General features: G+C 41.4%; 22 protein-coding genes. 15 read left to right on the plus strand and 7 right to left on the minus strand.

Annotated elements, in window-relative coordinates; translation table 11 throughout:
- Positions 1-115 precede the first annotated feature (115 nt).
- Together SJY39_RS08320 and SJY39_RS08325 are read right to left on the minus strand one after the other, a co-directional pair.
- Positions 116-397: a type II toxin-antitoxin system YafQ family toxin gene (locus tag SJY39_RS08320; RefSeq protein ID WP_102558891.1), complete on the minus strand. Its 282-nt coding sequence runs from the start codon at positions 395-397 to the stop codon at positions 116-118.
- On the minus strand, positions 384-650 hold the full coding sequence (locus tag SJY39_RS08325; RefSeq protein ID WP_102530561.1) for a type II toxin-antitoxin system RelB/DinJ family antitoxin: 267 nt from the start codon (positions 648-650) through the stop codon (positions 384-386). The genes SJY39_RS08320 and SJY39_RS08325 overlap by 14 nt, the downstream gene beginning before the upstream one ends.
- 263 nt (positions 651-913) lie before the next feature.
- Between SJY39_RS08325 and SJY39_RS08330 the strand changes: the two genes are divergently transcribed.
- From SJY39_RS08330 to SJY39_RS08390, 13 genes are all read left to right on the plus strand, one after another.
- Positions 914-1,189, plus strand: coding sequence for a hypothetical protein (locus SJY39_RS08330; protein ID WP_372263920.1), 276 nt, complete (start codon positions 914-916; stop codon positions 1,187-1,189).
- A gap of 22 nt (positions 1,190-1,211) precedes the next feature.
- Positions 1,212-1,418: a hypothetical protein gene (locus SJY39_RS08335; protein WP_132980971.1), complete on the plus strand. Its 207-nt coding sequence runs from the start codon at positions 1,212-1,214 to the stop codon at positions 1,416-1,418.
- Between the two features lie 11 nt (positions 1,419-1,429).
- Positions 1,430-1,594, plus strand: coding sequence for a hypothetical protein (locus SJY39_RS08340; protein ID WP_165974232.1), 165 nt, complete (start codon positions 1,430-1,432; stop codon positions 1,592-1,594).
- Between the two features lie 174 nt (positions 1,595-1,768).
- Entirely contained in the window at positions 1,769-1,960 is a 192-nt protein-coding gene (locus SJY39_RS08345) for a hypothetical protein (RefSeq protein ID WP_371997793.1), read from the plus strand.
- Between the two features lie 160 nt (positions 1,961-2,120).
- Positions 2,121-2,531, plus strand: a complete 411-nt coding sequence (locus SJY39_RS08350; protein WP_372263921.1) for a hypothetical protein — start codon at positions 2,121-2,123, stop codon at positions 2,529-2,531.
- A gap of 11 nt (positions 2,532-2,542) precedes the next feature.
- Entirely contained in the window at positions 2,543-2,734 is a 192-nt protein-coding gene (locus SJY39_RS08355; RefSeq protein ID WP_372263922.1) for a hypothetical protein, read from the plus strand.
- 342 nt (positions 2,735-3,076) lie between these two features.
- On the plus strand, positions 3,077-3,355 hold the full coding sequence (locus tag SJY39_RS08360; protein ID WP_372263923.1) for a hypothetical protein: 279 nt from the start codon (positions 3,077-3,079) through the stop codon (positions 3,353-3,355).
- Positions 3,356-3,569: 214 nt separating this feature from the next.
- Positions 3,570-4,352, plus strand: a complete 783-nt coding sequence (locus SJY39_RS08365) for a ParA family protein (RefSeq protein WP_017108533.1) — start codon at positions 3,570-3,572, stop codon at positions 4,350-4,352.
- Entirely contained in the window at positions 4,342-4,782 is a 441-nt protein-coding gene (locus tag SJY39_RS08370; RefSeq protein ID WP_132715137.1) for a hypothetical protein, read from the plus strand. Before SJY39_RS08365 ends, SJY39_RS08370 begins: the two co-directional genes overlap by 11 nt.
- Positions 4,783-5,349: 567 nt before the next feature.
- Positions 5,350-5,826, plus strand: a complete 477-nt coding sequence (locus SJY39_RS08375) for a hypothetical protein (protein ID WP_372263862.1) — start codon at positions 5,350-5,352, stop codon at positions 5,824-5,826.
- Between the two features lie 14 nt (positions 5,827-5,840).
- A complete protein-coding gene (locus tag SJY39_RS08380) occupies positions 5,841-6,293 on the plus strand; it encodes a hypothetical protein (protein WP_372263863.1) in 453 nt (150 codons plus the stop codon).
- An 11-nt stretch (positions 6,294-6,304) separates the two neighbouring features.
- The gene (locus tag SJY39_RS08385) at positions 6,305-6,601 is read left to right on the plus strand and encodes a hypothetical protein (protein WP_372263864.1); all 297 of its coding nucleotides are present in this window, start codon (positions 6,305-6,307) and stop codon (positions 6,599-6,601) included.
- A 37-nt stretch (positions 6,602-6,638) separates the two neighbouring features.
- Entirely contained in the window at positions 6,639-8,003 is a 1,365-nt protein-coding gene (locus tag SJY39_RS08390; RefSeq protein ID WP_372263865.1) for a DNA sulfur modification protein DndB, read from the plus strand.
- A 345-nt stretch (positions 8,004-8,348) separates the two neighbouring features.
- On the opposite strand, the gene SJY39_RS08395 is transcribed toward SJY39_RS08390, so the two are convergent.
- A complete protein-coding gene (locus tag SJY39_RS08395) occupies positions 8,349-9,242 on the minus strand; it encodes a hypothetical protein (RefSeq protein ID WP_390241718.1) in 894 nt (297 codons plus the stop codon).
- 194 nt (positions 9,243-9,436) lie between these two features.
- Between SJY39_RS08395 and SJY39_RS08400 the strand changes: the two genes are divergently transcribed.
- Complete coding sequence (locus SJY39_RS08400) at positions 9,437-9,835, plus strand: hypothetical protein (RefSeq protein ID WP_390241720.1); 399 nt, start codon at positions 9,437-9,439, stop codon at positions 9,833-9,835.
- A 137-nt stretch (positions 9,836-9,972) separates the two neighbouring features.
- Here the strand turns inward: SJY39_RS08400 and SJY39_RS08405 are convergent, their stop codons facing one another.
- The 4 genes from SJY39_RS08405 to ltrA form a co-directional block, all read right to left on the minus strand.
- Entirely contained in the window at positions 9,973-10,539 is a 567-nt protein-coding gene (locus SJY39_RS08405) for a hypothetical protein (protein WP_372155772.1), read from the minus strand.
- 128 nt (positions 10,540-10,667) lie between these two features.
- A complete protein-coding gene (locus SJY39_RS08410) occupies positions 10,668-11,633 on the minus strand; it encodes a hypothetical protein (protein WP_390241722.1) in 966 nt (321 codons plus the stop codon).
- Between the two features lie 48 nt (positions 11,634-11,681).
- Positions 11,682-11,894, minus strand: coding sequence for a hypothetical protein (locus SJY39_RS08415; protein ID WP_390241724.1), 213 nt, complete (start codon positions 11,892-11,894; stop codon positions 11,682-11,684).
- Between the two features lie 248 nt (positions 11,895-12,142).
- Positions 12,143-13,615 carry a group II intron reverse transcriptase/maturase gene (ltrA, locus tag SJY39_RS08420; RefSeq protein WP_108168127.1) on the minus strand — a complete coding sequence of 491 codons (1,473 nt, stop codon included), beginning with the start codon at positions 13,613-13,615 and terminating at the stop codon, positions 12,143-12,145.
- Positions 13,616-14,724: 1,109 nt separating this feature from the next.
- Here ltrA and radC point away from each other — a divergent pair.
- Positions 14,725-15,210: a DNA repair protein RadC gene (gene radC, locus SJY39_RS08425; protein ID WP_372263871.1), complete on the plus strand. Its 486-nt coding sequence runs from the start codon at positions 14,725-14,727 to the stop codon at positions 15,208-15,210.

Below are 15,210 nucleotides of genomic sequence, written 5' to 3' on the forward strand. Positions count from 1 at the left end.
TAGGGTGTAGTCGGACAACTGTGTATAAAGTATTAGGTTGAAGAGCTAGCACCAACTGGAAGAGCTGAGTAAATATTAGTTCGTATAAAATTTATCTGCGTGGAGTTGATTAATTTTATCCAAAGAGTTCTGAGTGAGAACCACAACGAACTAATATCAACTCTTGTTTATCCCAATCCACATCCCAGATAAGTAAAAAATCTGGCTGAATATGACACTCCATGTGCGGCTTCCAATTACCTTGCAATAAGTGTGGTTTATATTCATTTGGGACAGTGCCAGTTTTCACCAGGTGGTTATCGATAAGATCTTTCAACATTGAGGTGTTGTAGCGCGTATTTTTAGATGCTCGTTTCAGGTCTTTTTTAAAAGAACTCTTTATTCTAATTTTTAGCACTTCTGCTACCTAAAATATCATTAAACAAATCATCAGCAGAGTCATAAGTATCATCAATAACGGGTTCTTGCATCGCTTTAAAAGTATCTTGGTTTGGTACTTTTAGCTCAACAGGGAACTCATGACGAAGTTTCACCTGACTAAGAAAGATGCGAATAGCATCAGACATGCTCATTCCTAGTTCAGACAGAATTACCTCAGACTCATGTTTTAATTCACTAGATATTCTAGCTCTAACCATTTCAGTTTTCATAGTGTGACTCACTTGTGCTACATCATTTCATGTTAGCAATAAAATAGCTTAATGGCGACTTTTTTGCTGCACTTAGTGAATTTGCGTTAAATAGGGGTTATCACAAGTGACCTTTGAACTCTAACGACCTTCCTCTCTAGCGCACCGCCTTGGTGCGCCTCGTTTTCCCCCAAAGCCAGTAATTCCAATCCTTAGATCACTGATTTCTAAACTTGTCACTGTTAGCGTGTGTGTTTATTCATGTAAAACAGGAAAATGCACACATGGCACTACCAACGCTCATCGAGGACAAAGACAAAACTTGGATCTTTAAAGTCATTACACAGACACCAGAGCCAGAGCTTAATGCGTGTCTAATGGGATTTTTCTTGGGTAGTGGAATGACAACACTAGAGGTATGTCGCATCCAAGTTCGAGACATTGTTAAGAAGAACGGACACCTAACAAAATGCTTTGCCATTAAAGGCGATGTGAATCGAGATTTTTATCTGTCCAACATTATATTTGGTGTGAAAGATGTTAATAGCATCGCCATTTAAACTACTTCATGGGGGGAAATACATGTCAGTTTATAAAGAAAAAAATCTCGATGAACTATCGAGTCAAGAGCTCAATGACTATCAAAATTTAGTAAATCGAACGATTGCTCAACTCTCAATAGAACTTAAATCAAGCTCTCCAAGTAGAGCCAAAGATGCTCAAGATAGGCTTATTCATTGGGAGGAAAGATTATCTAATCTTGTATCTTTTCTTAATAATCGAAAGTAAGGGGGAAATGGATGTTTTGGATTACATTTGCTATCTGTTTTGTCCTTGGTGGAGCAAGACAGGCATCAACAGAAGCCTTTCAAAAAACGGAAGGTGCGAAAAAGCTATATTTTTTGACTGCGAATGTTGTTTTTAGCGCGTTCATTGCGTGGCTAGTTACAGCAATTTTCGGCTAGGAATGGAAAAACAGTGCATGAGGATGGGGTTAATAGACCAGTCTATTGGTGGGTAGATTACTTACCAAAGATAAGCCTTGCTAACCGCTGGCGCAAATGGGCTACCTAGAAACCGCCAACCTCGATTTTGTTTTAACACATATTACTAATTTTGTTAAAAGTAAGGGGAAATTCATGCCAACAATGACACCAGAAAAAAAATTTGAAGTATCGTACAGAAATCGTTCTGGAGATATGACAACTAAAAAGACCGTAGCAACTGGCGCTAACAACACGACCGTTAAGAAGCGTTTTGAATCAATGGGCTATCAAGTTATTGCTGTTGTGTATAAAGGGCTTACTGGCCGTTCAATTCAAACAAGCTAACTAGGGGGAATGTTATTTTAAGTAATGTATTTGTGTAATGTTAGGGGTAATAACTCCGTGTAATATTGTAGTAAAAACAATCACTTGCAATCATTTTGTGAGGTGGTAGCCTATCTGTGAAGGTGGCACGACGCTACTGTATTGACTAGAGGTAATACTAATGAATATCCAGAATTCAATGGAATGGTTAGAGGTTGAGTTGGAATTACAACTTGAACCTGAAAGTGATTTAGACGGTTTGAAAAATGCCGTAGCAGATACAGTTGTTGATAACGAGTCTGACTTTTTTCCTATCATTGGTGCTATCTGTTCACAGCTAAATGATCGGGCTAATTATGCCACTGATAGCTTTGTTGTTAATCAGGTTGATTTTGATGAACCATTTCATCTAGAAGAAGGTCGCCCTGTTGGAACTGGTTCCCTTCAAGCTAGTTTTGAATGGACGGCATACTATGGTTGTGATGATTTGGACTTACACGATGAAGCACAAGAAGTTTGGGAGTTTAACTTTAACGGGCAGACTCTGAATTTTAGGATTCAACTTCCAGAAGATAGATTGGACGAATTTTAGAGGGAAAAACCATGGCTACAGGTAAAGGTAAGTCTATGTTTTCAGTCGTAGAGAAAACATACCTTTTCAAAGCAGGATTACGACACATCGCGGAAAGGCCGCTAGTAATTGTCGGTCAGATTGGAACGGGAACTGGTGCGCTTTCAATGGCTATTGCAGGACAAATTAGATCTACCGTAATGTTTACAGTGGGTTTTTTATGACTAAATCATAGATACAAAAAAAGCAGCCTTTATAGCTGCTTTCTCATAATACTAGCCCTGTAACCCGAGGCTTGGAGAAAGGTCTCACCCTACATAATCACTCTCTTAACTATGGGGTTCTTACGCAGCTTAATAGTAGAGAGACCAAGCTGTTTCACGCTTTCAAATAAACAATACTACATTGATCAAGATTGGTTAAGCTTAGTAATCATTTCCTACTCCTCAATATGATCGGTTTTCTCTGTTGTTCTCCGATAAAACGGATCATATAACTATGTCTTATTCATTGTTGCAATGGATAGTGGTAATGTAATCTTAATCATTCCAACAATGGATAAGATTATGACTAGATTTAGTGCTGTTCAAAAAGAGATTTTAACTATTTTGACCAAAGCCTTTATTGGTGGAGTTAAAGAAGCAAAATCTACAGATGTAAATGCTCTGGTAAATATGAACCTCAAAAAAGACATTCATCCAAATAACTTCCGTACATCCTGCAAAACTCTGGAGGAACGAGAGTTGATACAAAGGCGTAAAGAGGAATTTGATTGGTTTATTAACATCGCTCCCGATGGCTTTGAAAAAGCCTTGGAGTGGATTGATGAAAGCCAGAAGTACTGAGCGAGCATTATAAATAGTATTCTTTTTGTATACACCTAATGATATACATTTTAAATGTATATCATTAGGTGTATGTTTTAATGATACTTCTTGCTTGGTTTGAGGTGGTTGTATATCATGCATCTATACAGTTTGTATTTTTGCAAGATATCTCAATTGTTATACATTTTAAATGTATAACAATTGAGATATTGATTAAGTATACGAGGTTTCTATGAGAGTGATTACAATCGCAGGTCGTAAAGGTGGTATAAAAAAAACCACTACTACAGTCAATACTGCTTATGAGCTATCGCAAAAAGGAAAGCGAGTTCTGGTTATTGATTTTGATGGTCAAGGGGACGCGACGAGTTTTTATCGTAGAGATAAAACGGAGTTCTACATAGCTGATGTTTTGTTAGATCGTAAGTTTGATATAAATAAAGCTATTTATCCCGCACTCATTAAAGGAGTAGAACAAGATAAATTGTTCATTATTCCCGCTCGTGGGGGGGATGTTATGTCTAAGTTGAACATGGATATGGTTAGTTTACCTAAACGTGAAGAGCGTTTGCTAAGGCATTTAGATTTAGTGAAAGACAAATTTGATTTTGTGTTAATTGATACGAGTCCAGAAACTAGTATTTTATCTATGAATGCGGTTATAGCTGCTGATGAGTTTATTTTTCCAACAACGTTTACAGATCGCAGCTTTGAAGGGATCGATGTTCTAATTGAACATATACAAGATGCTAAATTTATCGATGAAGATGAGATCGATTATCTAATTTTACCGGTTGGTATCGATAAACGAGTTAAGTCCACATATGCATATGGGCGTGAATATTTGGCTGAACGTTTTCCACATAATATAGCTCAAACAACTGTTTGGCATCGTCAATCTGATTTTGAGAATGCAGAACTGGACCACGTTCCTGTCTCGGTCTACAAGTCGAGTAGTGCTACTGCTATGTATTACAAAAATTTTGCTAAAGAGGTTATCGATAATGAGTGCTGAATTTGAATCACTATCTTCACAAGAACAATTGAAATATTTAATTAATCTTGAAGAAAAAGGGGATAGATTAAAACCTAAACAAAGAGCTTTGAAGAGCCGTTTAGAAAAAGAGCTTCAACCTAGCACATCGATGCCGGATAAAAGTGAAGTTAAAACAAACTTATTTGGTAAGGTTTCGACTTCTGCTGTTAATCCTAAAGCGGTTAGATTTTTACAAAAAGAACGAGATCTCTTAACCGAACGAACTAATTCATTAAATACCCAAAATCCACATGCGGTGGTAGAGCGTTTAGGGAGCTTAAAAGCGGTTAACGATACAAGTCTTATTCGAGCTGCGGTTCTGGCGTTGGTCGATATGGATGATAACACCTTGATTGAATACATAAAACAAACCCAATTAAACATGATTGGAAGTGGCAATAAATCATAAGTATTTATCTGGTATATATTTAATGATATACATTTACTAGAAAAGTAACGTTAACATCTTTCTGATGGCCTGAACTAGTATCATTTTTCTATTAGGTAAAGGCCGTTTGGGCGTTACCCTTCGGGCAAGGCTTTCCGCTTATATCTTTCATCTATGGCCTAAGAGTGGCATCACTCTGATGAGTCACTCCGTGCCGCCCCAGACTGTGCCTTTCTACAGTCCCTATCTAAAAGGATATCGCTACAATCCTAAACGCCTCCGCTATGCGTCTGAAGCGACGTGCTGCGCCTCGTCACTCTTCCTCGTTGCCGTTCGTCGTACCTCCTCTCTAAAAAGAATTTCACTGCCTTCAATTAAGTTCGAGTAAGGACTTGATGTCTTATGTGCCGATTTTCCTTTCAATTCGCATCATTTGATGGCGCTCGCAGGCTGTTAACCCTCCTCAATCAGAACCTTATCTGCAAGGGTAAATGAACGCTTCGCGCCCTTGCATAGAAGAACCATGTTTGAGATATGGACAGCCAAGCGGCTCCATAAAAATGATACTCAAACAGAAGGAAACTCCTTATGGCACAACGACACTCAACCCCAACTCTCTCTAAATTTCAGTCAGCGACCAACGTCTCGCCGTTGGGGGGCGAAAGCTCACCAAAAAATGATGTCTCTTTGTCCGAAGTTCATATTGGCTTCATTCAACTTATTGATTCTGATACTAAGCAGATCCTTGCACAGCGTCAGGGTTCAAATAACGAAGCGACGTTTGAGTATTTAAAAGCGAACGTATGGTGCGTCAGTGAGAATTTAGTCATGCAGTTTGTGGCGCAAACCCATCATGTTCATCCAATGAAGTTTTTCCACGCCCTGCCTAAAACCATGAAGGTGAAGGTTTACCACAACCAATTAACAAGCAGTGAACCAACAAACGTGAAGCCGTGTTGGGAAGGACTTGCTGCGCAAATCGAAGACAGTCATGCACTTATCGATTGTGATCAGTGGGATGCCTTTGATTCTCAAGGTGACTGGATTGGTACATCGGAATGTTAAGCAAGGGATTTCACATGACACAGTTAAACCATACAGCAGGCTTCGTGAAGCTTCGTAAGCAACTCAACGTGATGCGCCAGTCTGAAGGGGCGCAGAGTGTGCCAACCGTATCGCTACAGCGTCTAGAAATGACGAAGCGTTTGGAGCACTTGAAGATGTTCAGTCGTGGCAAGAGCCCTGAGCAGTTGAGTGATGTGGCAGAGCTGAAGGAGCAAGGTCTACGTGAGGCTATTAAGGCTCAGTTCCCTGATATCGGTCAGCGAGTATTTCAGCGTCATGACATCTATGAAGTGCTGTTAGAGCTAGGTAGCGCCGTTGCGCTTGGTAAGTGGCGCTTACACGAGAGTGCAAAAGAGATGATTGTGTATGCCTCTTACGGCTCAGTGTTTCCTGGCTTGCGCTTTCAAAAGAGTGGTGAGGCTTTGTACTGCGCAGGTTTCAACTTCGATATTCGTTTAGCGTCATAAGGAGAATAAGCATGAAAGCACCTACTTATTTTGCAGCGCTGTCGGAGCTAACGGGTCGTGACTTTAAGAAGCAAGCCGTGATCACCCCTAAGCGTCGGTTTGATTTTTATGACGATGGCGAGAAGTGCAACGTGATCAATTGGTCAAGCGAGCATCAAGAGCATGTCTACCACTGCCTGAACTATTCCAATGTAGACGGCAAGCCGTTGTACTTCGTGGAAACCTATTCCATGTGGGGGAAGTGGTTGTGCAACGAGTCGTACCGAACCATCAAAAAAGTGAAACAAGCTTGGCATGGCCAACTTTAACTAACTCCATCATTTTACGCTCTAAAAGGAAATTACTATGTCTGAATTTTGTTTTGAAATCCCTGCTGTACGTGGCATCCAAGCAGGCCGCGAGTTCTTTACCATTAATGCGCCGTTTGGTGTGCTGCAACGCCTAGTGGCGTTTGATACGGGTAATGTGTTGTCTCGCTCCCAACGTGAGGTGAATCCGAATCGAGCGAAGAAAATCTCACAGTACATTCAAGATAATCCAGAGTCGTTTGTTTTAACGTCGCTCACTGGTGTGATCAATGAGCGCCCTGAGTTTGTCGAATCTGAACATGCGAACGTTGGGATCTTAAAAGTCAGCATGGACAGCGAAATCTTACTGTTTGATGGGCAGCATCGCTCCACAGGTATCATTGATGCCATCAAAAGTAATGTTGATTTACGTGCTCACAATGTGCCGCTGATGTTGTTTTTAGAAATGACTCTAGAAGAGCGCCAGCAAGCGTTTTCAGACATTAACGGTCATACTGTGAAACCAAGTACCAGTATTAGCGACACCTACAACCAACGTGACGACTTGCCGAAGTTCGTAGTTGAAATGTCCAAGGACTTGGCCGCGTTCGCGAACTTAGTGGACTTTGAGCGTAACGTGATTGGCAAGAACAGTGACTACCTGTTCCCTGTCAAAATCCTCAAAGACGCAACGGCTCGATTGCTTGGTGTCAAAGCTAAAGCTACGTTAACCGAAGAGCAACGAGACGTTGCGCGAGACTTTTGGAATGCATGTGCTAAACCGCTATTGTGGCAAGCCTTCCGTTGTTGGGAAGAGTCTGCCGAGGATTTTCGTGCCGGTTATATCTCTTCTCATGGTGTGTTCCTCAATGCGCTTGGCGTGGTAGGTAAATGTTTGTTAGCGCAGTATGGCAACACGGACAAGCTGGCCGATTTATCAACATTGAATATTCGCCGTGACAGTGATGTGTTTGTGGGGCGTTGTATCGATGCCGTCACCGGAAACATGCTGACCGATGCGACGGCCATTAAACTGACGGCTATTAAGATGCTTTGTCATGTGGGTTGCCCTGTTGATCCAGAGTTGCAATCACTAGAGCGCCAATACTTCCCTGATACTGAGTTCCCTTCGGTATCTGAATGTGAAACATCAAGTGAAGATGCACCATTGAATGAAGTGTTTGATGAAGCCGATAATCGGAGCGTACATCTCTATGCTGATATGGTTCGAACGAAGTGGTCAGATTTGACCGAAGCACAAATTGACAATTTGTGTGACCAATACGAAACCGTAGTCACTGGTTATGGTGAGACGTTAGAAAGTGCAAAAGGGAGCGTGCAATGCATGATCAATAAGATGCGCAAATCTTCCACAGTGTTAGGTACTATCCGAGCCAATTACAAAAAAGTCATTGCAGAGTAAAGGCGTTGTGCGGATTGGCTGCCAAGTCAGTTTGCACCGGCTAAGCCAGGTGATTAGGGAGTTCACATCATGAATGTTGTCGGAGTCCAATAAATTTTGATCGTTTTTGAGGCGCATTACTACCAACCAGACAGTAAGAGTGACAAGAAAGATTGTTTAATATCTAAAACGTTTATGGACAAAAGCTTGCTAGCGTCTTTACTAAATTAGTAATTCATGAATAACAATAAGTATGGATAGTCACTTAGCTTAGTGTCCAGTATTGATGGGTCAGCCCACACAAAACCAACCTTGAACTCAGAATATCAAGCGTTGCGAATCTGATTAAATTTATTGTTAAATCTCTTATCGCCGCTTGTGCTCAGTTCTTGAGGCTATGTCAGGTATAGAGTCAGCAGGGCTAACTGAAGTTTGAACTTTAGCTCGATCTTTTAACCTCTTCTGAGCAACATAAGCAAAAGATTTCCCAGTTCGCTCTGCCTCTTTTTGTATTTCATAAATTTCCTCTCCAGAAATAGGGTTATCTCTCGCATCGATCATTGTCGAAAAATGATACGTAGCTTCATCCTCATTTTCCGAACGAGTTGCATGCTCGATAATGTCTTTTGGCTCAACACTTACTGCTTCCTGCATACCTGAACCTATAGAGCCGAAATTTTGTTTGAACCAATCACCTTGCTCCACACTATTTTTTAGCACGAACAAGTCATGGTCGTTAAACGGAACATGAAAATCATTAAAATTGATGAACTGCCGCCCATCAATTCTCATTTGAAAATGAAAATGAGGATAATCAATAGATGTACCATAATGCCCCTCAAAATCGTTCTTGGAGCAGTCAAATGTCCATTCGATATTTTTCCACTTAATGGTATATGACAATATTTTCCTATCTGCTTTCTCTTCTTCTAAGTCATTGATGTTGGAAAGCATACGCTCCTGATTCGCGCACCATCGAATGAATGCTGCGATATTTCCATATCCATATTTCGCGTAAATTTTAGGAAAATCTTTCTTTTTGAATTTGCACTGGCGTAAGAGCCAATGAAGGCAAGGTACGTCTTTACTGATTGTCTTGAAAGGTTTGTTACATAAATAACAAACGCCTCGTTCATAGCCAGCTTTAAACCCTTCGGCTTGTCGTTGATGCTCATCGTCATTCAGTCGGTTCATTTCTTCGATTTCTTCAGAGGACATTTTTTCAAATATTTCTCTGTACTTCTCTGTATCGTGTTGCATTCATACCCTCCTGAAATTTAACGCGTTACTAAATTGCTTTATATTCGTGATATTGCGCATAGACATACAGCCAAAAAGTTGTAGATTGGGCATGTAAAGCTATTTAACAACAAGTAGTTACATGGAGTTATTGTATGTCTAACGAAATTCTTATGAAAGCACTCTTTGCTCAGCAAAGAGCCCAAATTATTTTTATGAAGTCTATGAATGCAGACCTTATGTCTAACGCATATGTTTACGCTTGGATGCATGGTGTATACCCCGTATTTCAAGACGGAGATAACAGCGTACCAGACAGACCACACGAAAGTTTCTCAGAGCACTTTGTGGTTTCCGCAGAATTTACGATGGAAGTAATAAAGTATTTAGATGATCTTTGGCTAGAAGACAATAGCCCTACTTTCTACGAGTTAGAAGATAGATTCGGTGGAAAAAGTAATCGATGCGAACTTTTGAATATTTGTCGTTACGCATATTTAGACGGACGCTTCGATGAAAGATTATGGGATGCACTTCTCACTAAAATGAAGCACCCAAGTGAAGCTAGATCTTTAAATGCAGATTTCAATGAAGACGACCTGTATATTATTTAGACTTCATATGGTTCTTTGGGATGCAGGGCACAGATTTCAATTTAACGCAGCAATAAGCGGCAAATGAACGTGTGCCATGTTTGAGCGTAACGAGTTCAGCACGCGTTCATGAAGCCGACTTAATTGCCTTGTATGGCTTAATTTTCAGACTTACTTTTAGTAGGTTCGGGTTTCTGTTGAGGCTTCATGTTTATAATCCCTTCAACGCTAGCTTCTTCTTTTCTCGCAGGACGAAGAGCCTCAAGACCATTGATTGAATCACCAACAGCGACATTATGAATAGTTTTATTTACTTCTTTTGTCATTTTCATTTCCTTTTCTATAAATTGATTAATGGCAGTAGTACCTCCAATGATCAGAGTTAGAATAACTCCAAACACAAATGAAATTGCTGCCGATGTGTCTAATGACTTCAATAAAGGATCATTTGTTTGTGTTTCAGTAACGATCCCCTCAAGATGCTTAGCATTGCGTTTAAAAACAAAAAGAATTGAGACAACACAAACAAGAAAAGATAGTAGCGCCACAAAATACAGTACCAACCCTTCAACTGAACTAGCACCGACGGTTGTTAATAGCGTAACGAGTAAACCTATTGCTCCAGTACTTAACGTTAGCAAACTTTTATCCAGCTCAAATTTCGTATTTAGCCAAGCTCCAACCGTAGCGGCATAAAACTCTACTTCTTTTTCTTTATTGGACACTGTATACCTCTAGATCTTGCATAGGGCCATGTAGCAGCATTAAGATGCGACGCACGCTTGCTAAACTGTGAGCGAAGCGAAACCAGCAAGCGTAAGGAATCACTCTTAAATGCTTATATACCATTTGTCTACGATGATAGTTCGCCAGTTTCTGATATTCTTACAAGTTCATTTAGTAAGCTATCGATGTCTACTGAATCTTCAACTTCAAGACCTAAATACCCGCAAAAGACTACTGCTAAATGCTCCATGTAGTCGGTCATGAAATCATCTTCTATTTGCATGTATGCAATTAGAAAAAGAGCAACGATACGCCTACTAATATTTGTCAAATACTCTGGCTCGGTTGGGGTTACAATTGACGCAATATACTCAAAAAGGAAGTATGTATAATAAAGAACATAAGGGAGTCGCGTGTACAAATAACGCTGTTGCGTATAGACCTGCTCAGGCCCAGAGAAAATAAAGTTTATGTTAAGTAGCTCTGTTTTTATGGCCTTATGCTCAGTAAATAAGTGAGTGGCTTGATTGCAAACACGATCAAAACTGTCAAAACTAGACTTGTTATAACGCAGCTCACCGAGATACTCTGGGCTCATAACTCCTTCTAAGCCAATCCGATTCAAAACAGTATTGATACGTTTCGCATGCCCTTCAGGCCCTCCGCCATTTTTGGGCCTTAGAAACATAGGATCTAGGGATAACTTTTCGACAAAATCATTTTCATCTATGACCATAGCTTCGAGGAGATAAAGACTTTCTTGAATAGGTTTTCTTAGTAGCATAAAAGCCACTGACATTTTCCCTTTTTCGGCAGCAGTCAAAGCTTCATAAATACAGTGCAACATATCAGATAACACGGCTGGTAATACGACGGTTCTGATAACCAAACTACGTTCATCATGCTTTTGTTTTTTTTCTAACCAGTCGAGAATGTTTATCTCACCTTCAAGCGATTTAATCTCATGCTCTCCAAATGAAAATTCATGGCGAAAAGCGCTATTTTTTTCGCCTGAACGGAGGAACTCTACCATTACATCGTGCATGAACATGCATGCAGCGTGAGCATCTCTAAATTCTTTTGGAAGCTGCATTTCTTTCCTCATCCTATGTTCACTCACACATATTCAACTAAAGCCAAATTAAGATTTTTTCTTCGGTAAATTATCTAACAACTTACAAAATGCTCTATCCGCTGCACCTTGCCCTTCATAAATGTAACCAGTATCAAAAAACAAATCTCCACCTTCGTTACTTATCTGAATTCCCCAGCAACCATGCTCTTTCTCTGGATTTTCCACAATTTCTACAATAATTTTGCTCCCAAGGTAATCTCCTTTATCTATGATTGTCACATTCAATGCGATCCCAAGTCATGGTACGAATCGCCATTATGCCAATAGCCACGTTGTTTCATATTAAATGCATTAGATGAATTAAGTCAAAGAGGAAGCTGTGGGAATGTTACGAGTATCTACTCTAACGCGGTTTGGTCGGGTGGACGACACTTGTTACCAAGTGCCGTCTCCCTAAGAACCGTACGTGCAACTTTCACTGCATACGGCTCAAGCCTCTTCGAAGGCATCGCTAGATACCCAGCAACTTATAAAGCAGTGAGAGCAGGTTCAATCCAAGAATTACGAGCTAGCCTTTTGTGTTTCCTCTTTCCCAAGTATTCTTGGTATTGAGGGTCGAAAAGTGTCGCTCCGCTTCGGATCTTCACATGTCTTTCTATCGGCACTTTAGCTATTTGGAAAAGATTAAACTGGCAATCCATATCCTTTATCTTCTGCCAACCGTGAAACTGCCATTGGCCTTTTCGGTTGATGAAGTATTTCAAGGCGATCCAAGTTCTAGATTTTGTTGGATGTCGCCTTTTAGCCCAATGCCATAACGCTTGAAATAGTTTGTGACCGACATAACTGAATACCTGTTTAGCTACGCAGTGGCGATAATAGTTCGACCACCCTCTAAGCTTTGGGTTAATCAGTTTGATAAGGTCGTTCACCGGTAGGGTAGCGTGCTTTTTGATGAGTCCGCGCAAGTTACTTAGGAACGTCAACGTGTTGGCCTTGCTCGGTTTGATGAGCAGTTTTCCTTTATACTTCCTATGGTTGAACCCAAGGAAGTCAAAACCGTCGTTGATGTGAGTAATGTGCGTTTTCTCTTTGGATAACGTTAAGCCTCGTACCGCTAAGAAGTCGGCAATCAATGGTTTGATATCGTTCTCCAACACTTCCTTTGAAGCGCAGGTGACGACGAAATCGTCGGCATACCCAATAAAGTTAGCTCTTGCTCCTTTCTTAAGCGCGGTAGACTTAATGCGCTGTTCGAGACCCGATAACGTCATCAACATCAAGGTTGGGGATATAATCCCGCCTTGAGGAGTACCTTCGTCGGTGTCGTAAAACAGCCCTTTGTCTACAAAGCCTGACTTTAGCCATTGCTCCAACATCCGTTTATCGATGACGATGTTATCCATCAGCCACTGATGCCCGATTTTATCGAAGCAAGCTTTGATATCTCCTTCAAGAACCCATTTAGCTGATCGCTTTAGAGCCAAACATTTGAAACACTGACTGACAGCGTCAGCCGTGCTGCGATTTGGTCTAAAACCATAACTATTAGGGTCGGCAAGCGTTTCGGACACAGGTTCTAATGCTAGAAGATGGAGAGCTTGTTGGGCTCTATCAATCATGCATGGAATACCCAGTGGCCTGAGCTTACCGTTCTTTTTGGGAATATAGATACGCTTGAGTGGTTTCGCTTGATAAGCTTTCCGACTCAGTTGATTTACTGCTTTCATACGACGCGTGTCTGTGTTCCAGATAACGCCGTCTATTCCAGGCGTTTTACTGCCTTTATTTTGAGAAACTCGCTTAACAGCAAGAAGTTTTGCTGAGCGAGAGTGAGTCAGTATCCACTGCAATGCTTTTGCTTTGCCGTATTTACCGTCTCTAGTTGCCTTTGCGATACGCATTTGAAGCTTTAAGACGTTCGCCTCTACGGCCTTCCAGTTAATGGATTGCCACTGTGCACTGTCAGAAGATGCACTAATCTCATTCGAAATCATCAATTGCTTTTCTTCCTTAATAAAGTTCTTCAAATTCTCTCGCAACGGGAGACCAGTCGGAAGTGGGCTCACTTTCGTGATCAGACACAGGTCTGTATCTGCATCGTTACAATGCAGCCTTCGCTTTTTCCAACCTCCTCTACCTGCATCACTATAGGCCACAGACGCTTTCCCATAGGGAGTGATACAGGCTTACCCTGTTCCGTATGTTGCGTAAAATGTCAACTTAGATGCCCACTCTGGTGCGGAGAGTACTCTGATCACGAAAGGCCAATGCCCAACTCCTTTCCGACTCTCGCGCCTTTTGGCTACAGCGTATTAACCACTTCCGCTGCTCACGATTAACGCACCTTTAATGGATTCACATACGTTCATCATATTGACTCCCTAGCACTTACCCAAATTGTGGTTTTCAGGAGGAGCATCCTCTTACGATTCTGCTCCCACTCAGCCTAACGGCCAAATTTCGTTACATTGTCAGATCCGCTGCTTTATTCAGGATCCTAGGGTCATCTGGTGATACAGACGGTTCACTCTTTTAGTGGTGAACAACGCTTCATACGACTTCAGGTCGCACGGGCATAAACCGCTTAGAGTTTACGCTCTATTCTTAATTCACTCCTCCAGACCCGACATTATTCAAAACAGATCAAACTTTGGAACTGAGCAAAGTTATTGTCCGCCGATAAATGTTCGTTCACTCTTTCTGAAAATCCAAGACCTCTCGGAGCAGGCCAGCATCGAGAGCGGGACGTCTTACGAAGAATACATTCGCCTTTTTACTCTCTACTTTGAGCGCAGTTTTAGGAGAAAGTCTGCGGAGGCATTGAGGATTGCTGAAGAGTTTGGTTATGACGTATCGATGCGTAGGGGGGTGACGACACAAGGTCCGAATCGTCGCCGTAGATAACCAGGCATGTTTGGGCTTCCATGTTCTTTCGTCCATCGCACCTTCCTTTAAACCGTCTCTAACCACACTTTGTTTGCAAGGGAAGTACACGCGATATCCCTAGAGCAACAAGTTGCTAAGGGCTATCGCCCCTTGTCAAAGCGCAGCGATGGAGAGAGGTCGGGCAGTCAGGCGATAACGAAACGAACAGGGAGTAAGCCAAATGACTGCATCGATTACCTACACCAACAACGCTCTTTTTACTGCCGAGGAACAAGCAACCTTGGCATATGCCGCAGACATCCTAAAATCCAAACTTTTTATCAGTGAGCAACCGGCACTGACTTCACCAGACATGGTGAAAACCTTTTGCCAACACTCACTAGTGACTAAGGAGCATGAAGTATTCGGTGTTATCTTTCTGGATAACCAACATCGAGTACGCTCTACCGCAGAACTTTTTACTGGCACGATAGATGCCGCATCGGTTTACCCTCGTGAGGTGGTTAAGAAAGCATTAGCTGAAAACGCCGCTGCCATCATCCTTTATCACAACCATCCTTCGGGTGTTGCAGAGCCGAGCCAAGCTGACCGTCGTATTACGCGACGATTGGCCGATGCACTTGCACTTGTCGATATTAAGGTTCTTGACCACTTTGTTATCGGACTTGAAGGCGTTGTTTCTTTTGCAGAACGCGGTTGGATTTAA

It is taken from the genome of Vibrio sp. R78045 (genome assembly GCF_042466085.1).
GTDB lineage: Bacteria > Pseudomonadota > Gammaproteobacteria > Enterobacterales > Vibrionaceae > Vibrio > Vibrio cyclitrophicus.

Excerpts from the sequence above, each read along its gene's own strand:
- SJY39_RS08330 (WP_372263920.1), top strand. The coding sequence starts at position 914 with ATGGCACTACCAACGCTCATCGAGGACAAAGACAAAACTTGGATCTTT.
- radC (WP_372263871.1), top strand. The coding sequence starts at position 14,725 with ATGACTGCATCGATTACCTACACCAACAACGCTCTTTTTACTGCCGAG.
- SJY39_RS08345 (WP_371997793.1), top strand. The coding sequence starts at position 1,769 with ATGCCAACAATGACACCAGAAAAAAAATTTGAAGTATCGTACAGAAAT.
- SJY39_RS08360 (WP_372263923.1), top strand. The coding sequence starts at position 3,077 with ATGACTAGATTTAGTGCTGTTCAAAAAGAGATTTTAACTATTTTGACC.
- SJY39_RS08335 (WP_132980971.1), top strand. The coding sequence starts at position 1,212 with ATGTCAGTTTATAAAGAAAAAAATCTCGATGAACTATCGAGTCAAGAG.
- SJY39_RS08410 (WP_390241722.1), bottom strand. The coding sequence starts at position 11,633 with ATGCAGCTTCCAAAAGAATTTAGAGATGCTCACGCTGCATGCATGTTC.
- SJY39_RS08380 (WP_372263863.1), top strand. The coding sequence starts at position 5,841 with ATGACACAGTTAAACCATACAGCAGGCTTCGTGAAGCTTCGTAAGCAA.
- SJY39_RS08390 (WP_372263865.1), top strand. The coding sequence starts at position 6,639 with ATGTCTGAATTTTGTTTTGAAATCCCTGCTGTACGTGGCATCCAAGCA.
- SJY39_RS08355 (WP_372263922.1), top strand. The coding sequence starts at position 2,543 with ATGGCTACAGGTAAAGGTAAGTCTATGTTTTCAGTCGTAGAGAAAACA.
- SJY39_RS08350 (WP_372263921.1), top strand. The coding sequence starts at position 2,121 with ATGAATATCCAGAATTCAATGGAATGGTTAGAGGTTGAGTTGGAATTA.
- SJY39_RS08365 (WP_017108533.1), top strand. The coding sequence starts at position 3,570 with ATGAGAGTGATTACAATCGCAGGTCGTAAAGGTGGTATAAAAAAAACC.
- SJY39_RS08340 (WP_165974232.1), top strand. The coding sequence starts at position 1,430 with ATGTTTTGGATTACATTTGCTATCTGTTTTGTCCTTGGTGGAGCAAGA.
- SJY39_RS08370 (WP_132715137.1), top strand. The coding sequence starts at position 4,342 with ATGAGTGCTGAATTTGAATCACTATCTTCACAAGAACAATTGAAATAT.
- SJY39_RS08385 (WP_372263864.1), top strand. The coding sequence starts at position 6,305 with ATGAAAGCACCTACTTATTTTGCAGCGCTGTCGGAGCTAACGGGTCGT.
- SJY39_RS08395 (WP_390241718.1), bottom strand. The coding sequence starts at position 9,242 with ATGCAACACGATACAGAGAAGTACAGAGAAATATTTGAAAAAATGTCC.
- SJY39_RS08400 (WP_390241720.1), top strand. The coding sequence starts at position 9,437 with ATGAAGTCTATGAATGCAGACCTTATGTCTAACGCATATGTTTACGCT.
- SJY39_RS08375 (WP_372263862.1), top strand. The coding sequence starts at position 5,350 with ATGGCACAACGACACTCAACCCCAACTCTCTCTAAATTTCAGTCAGCG.
- SJY39_RS08325 (WP_102530561.1), bottom strand. The coding sequence starts at position 650 with ATGAAAACTGAAATGGTTAGAGCTAGAATATCTAGTGAATTAAAACAT.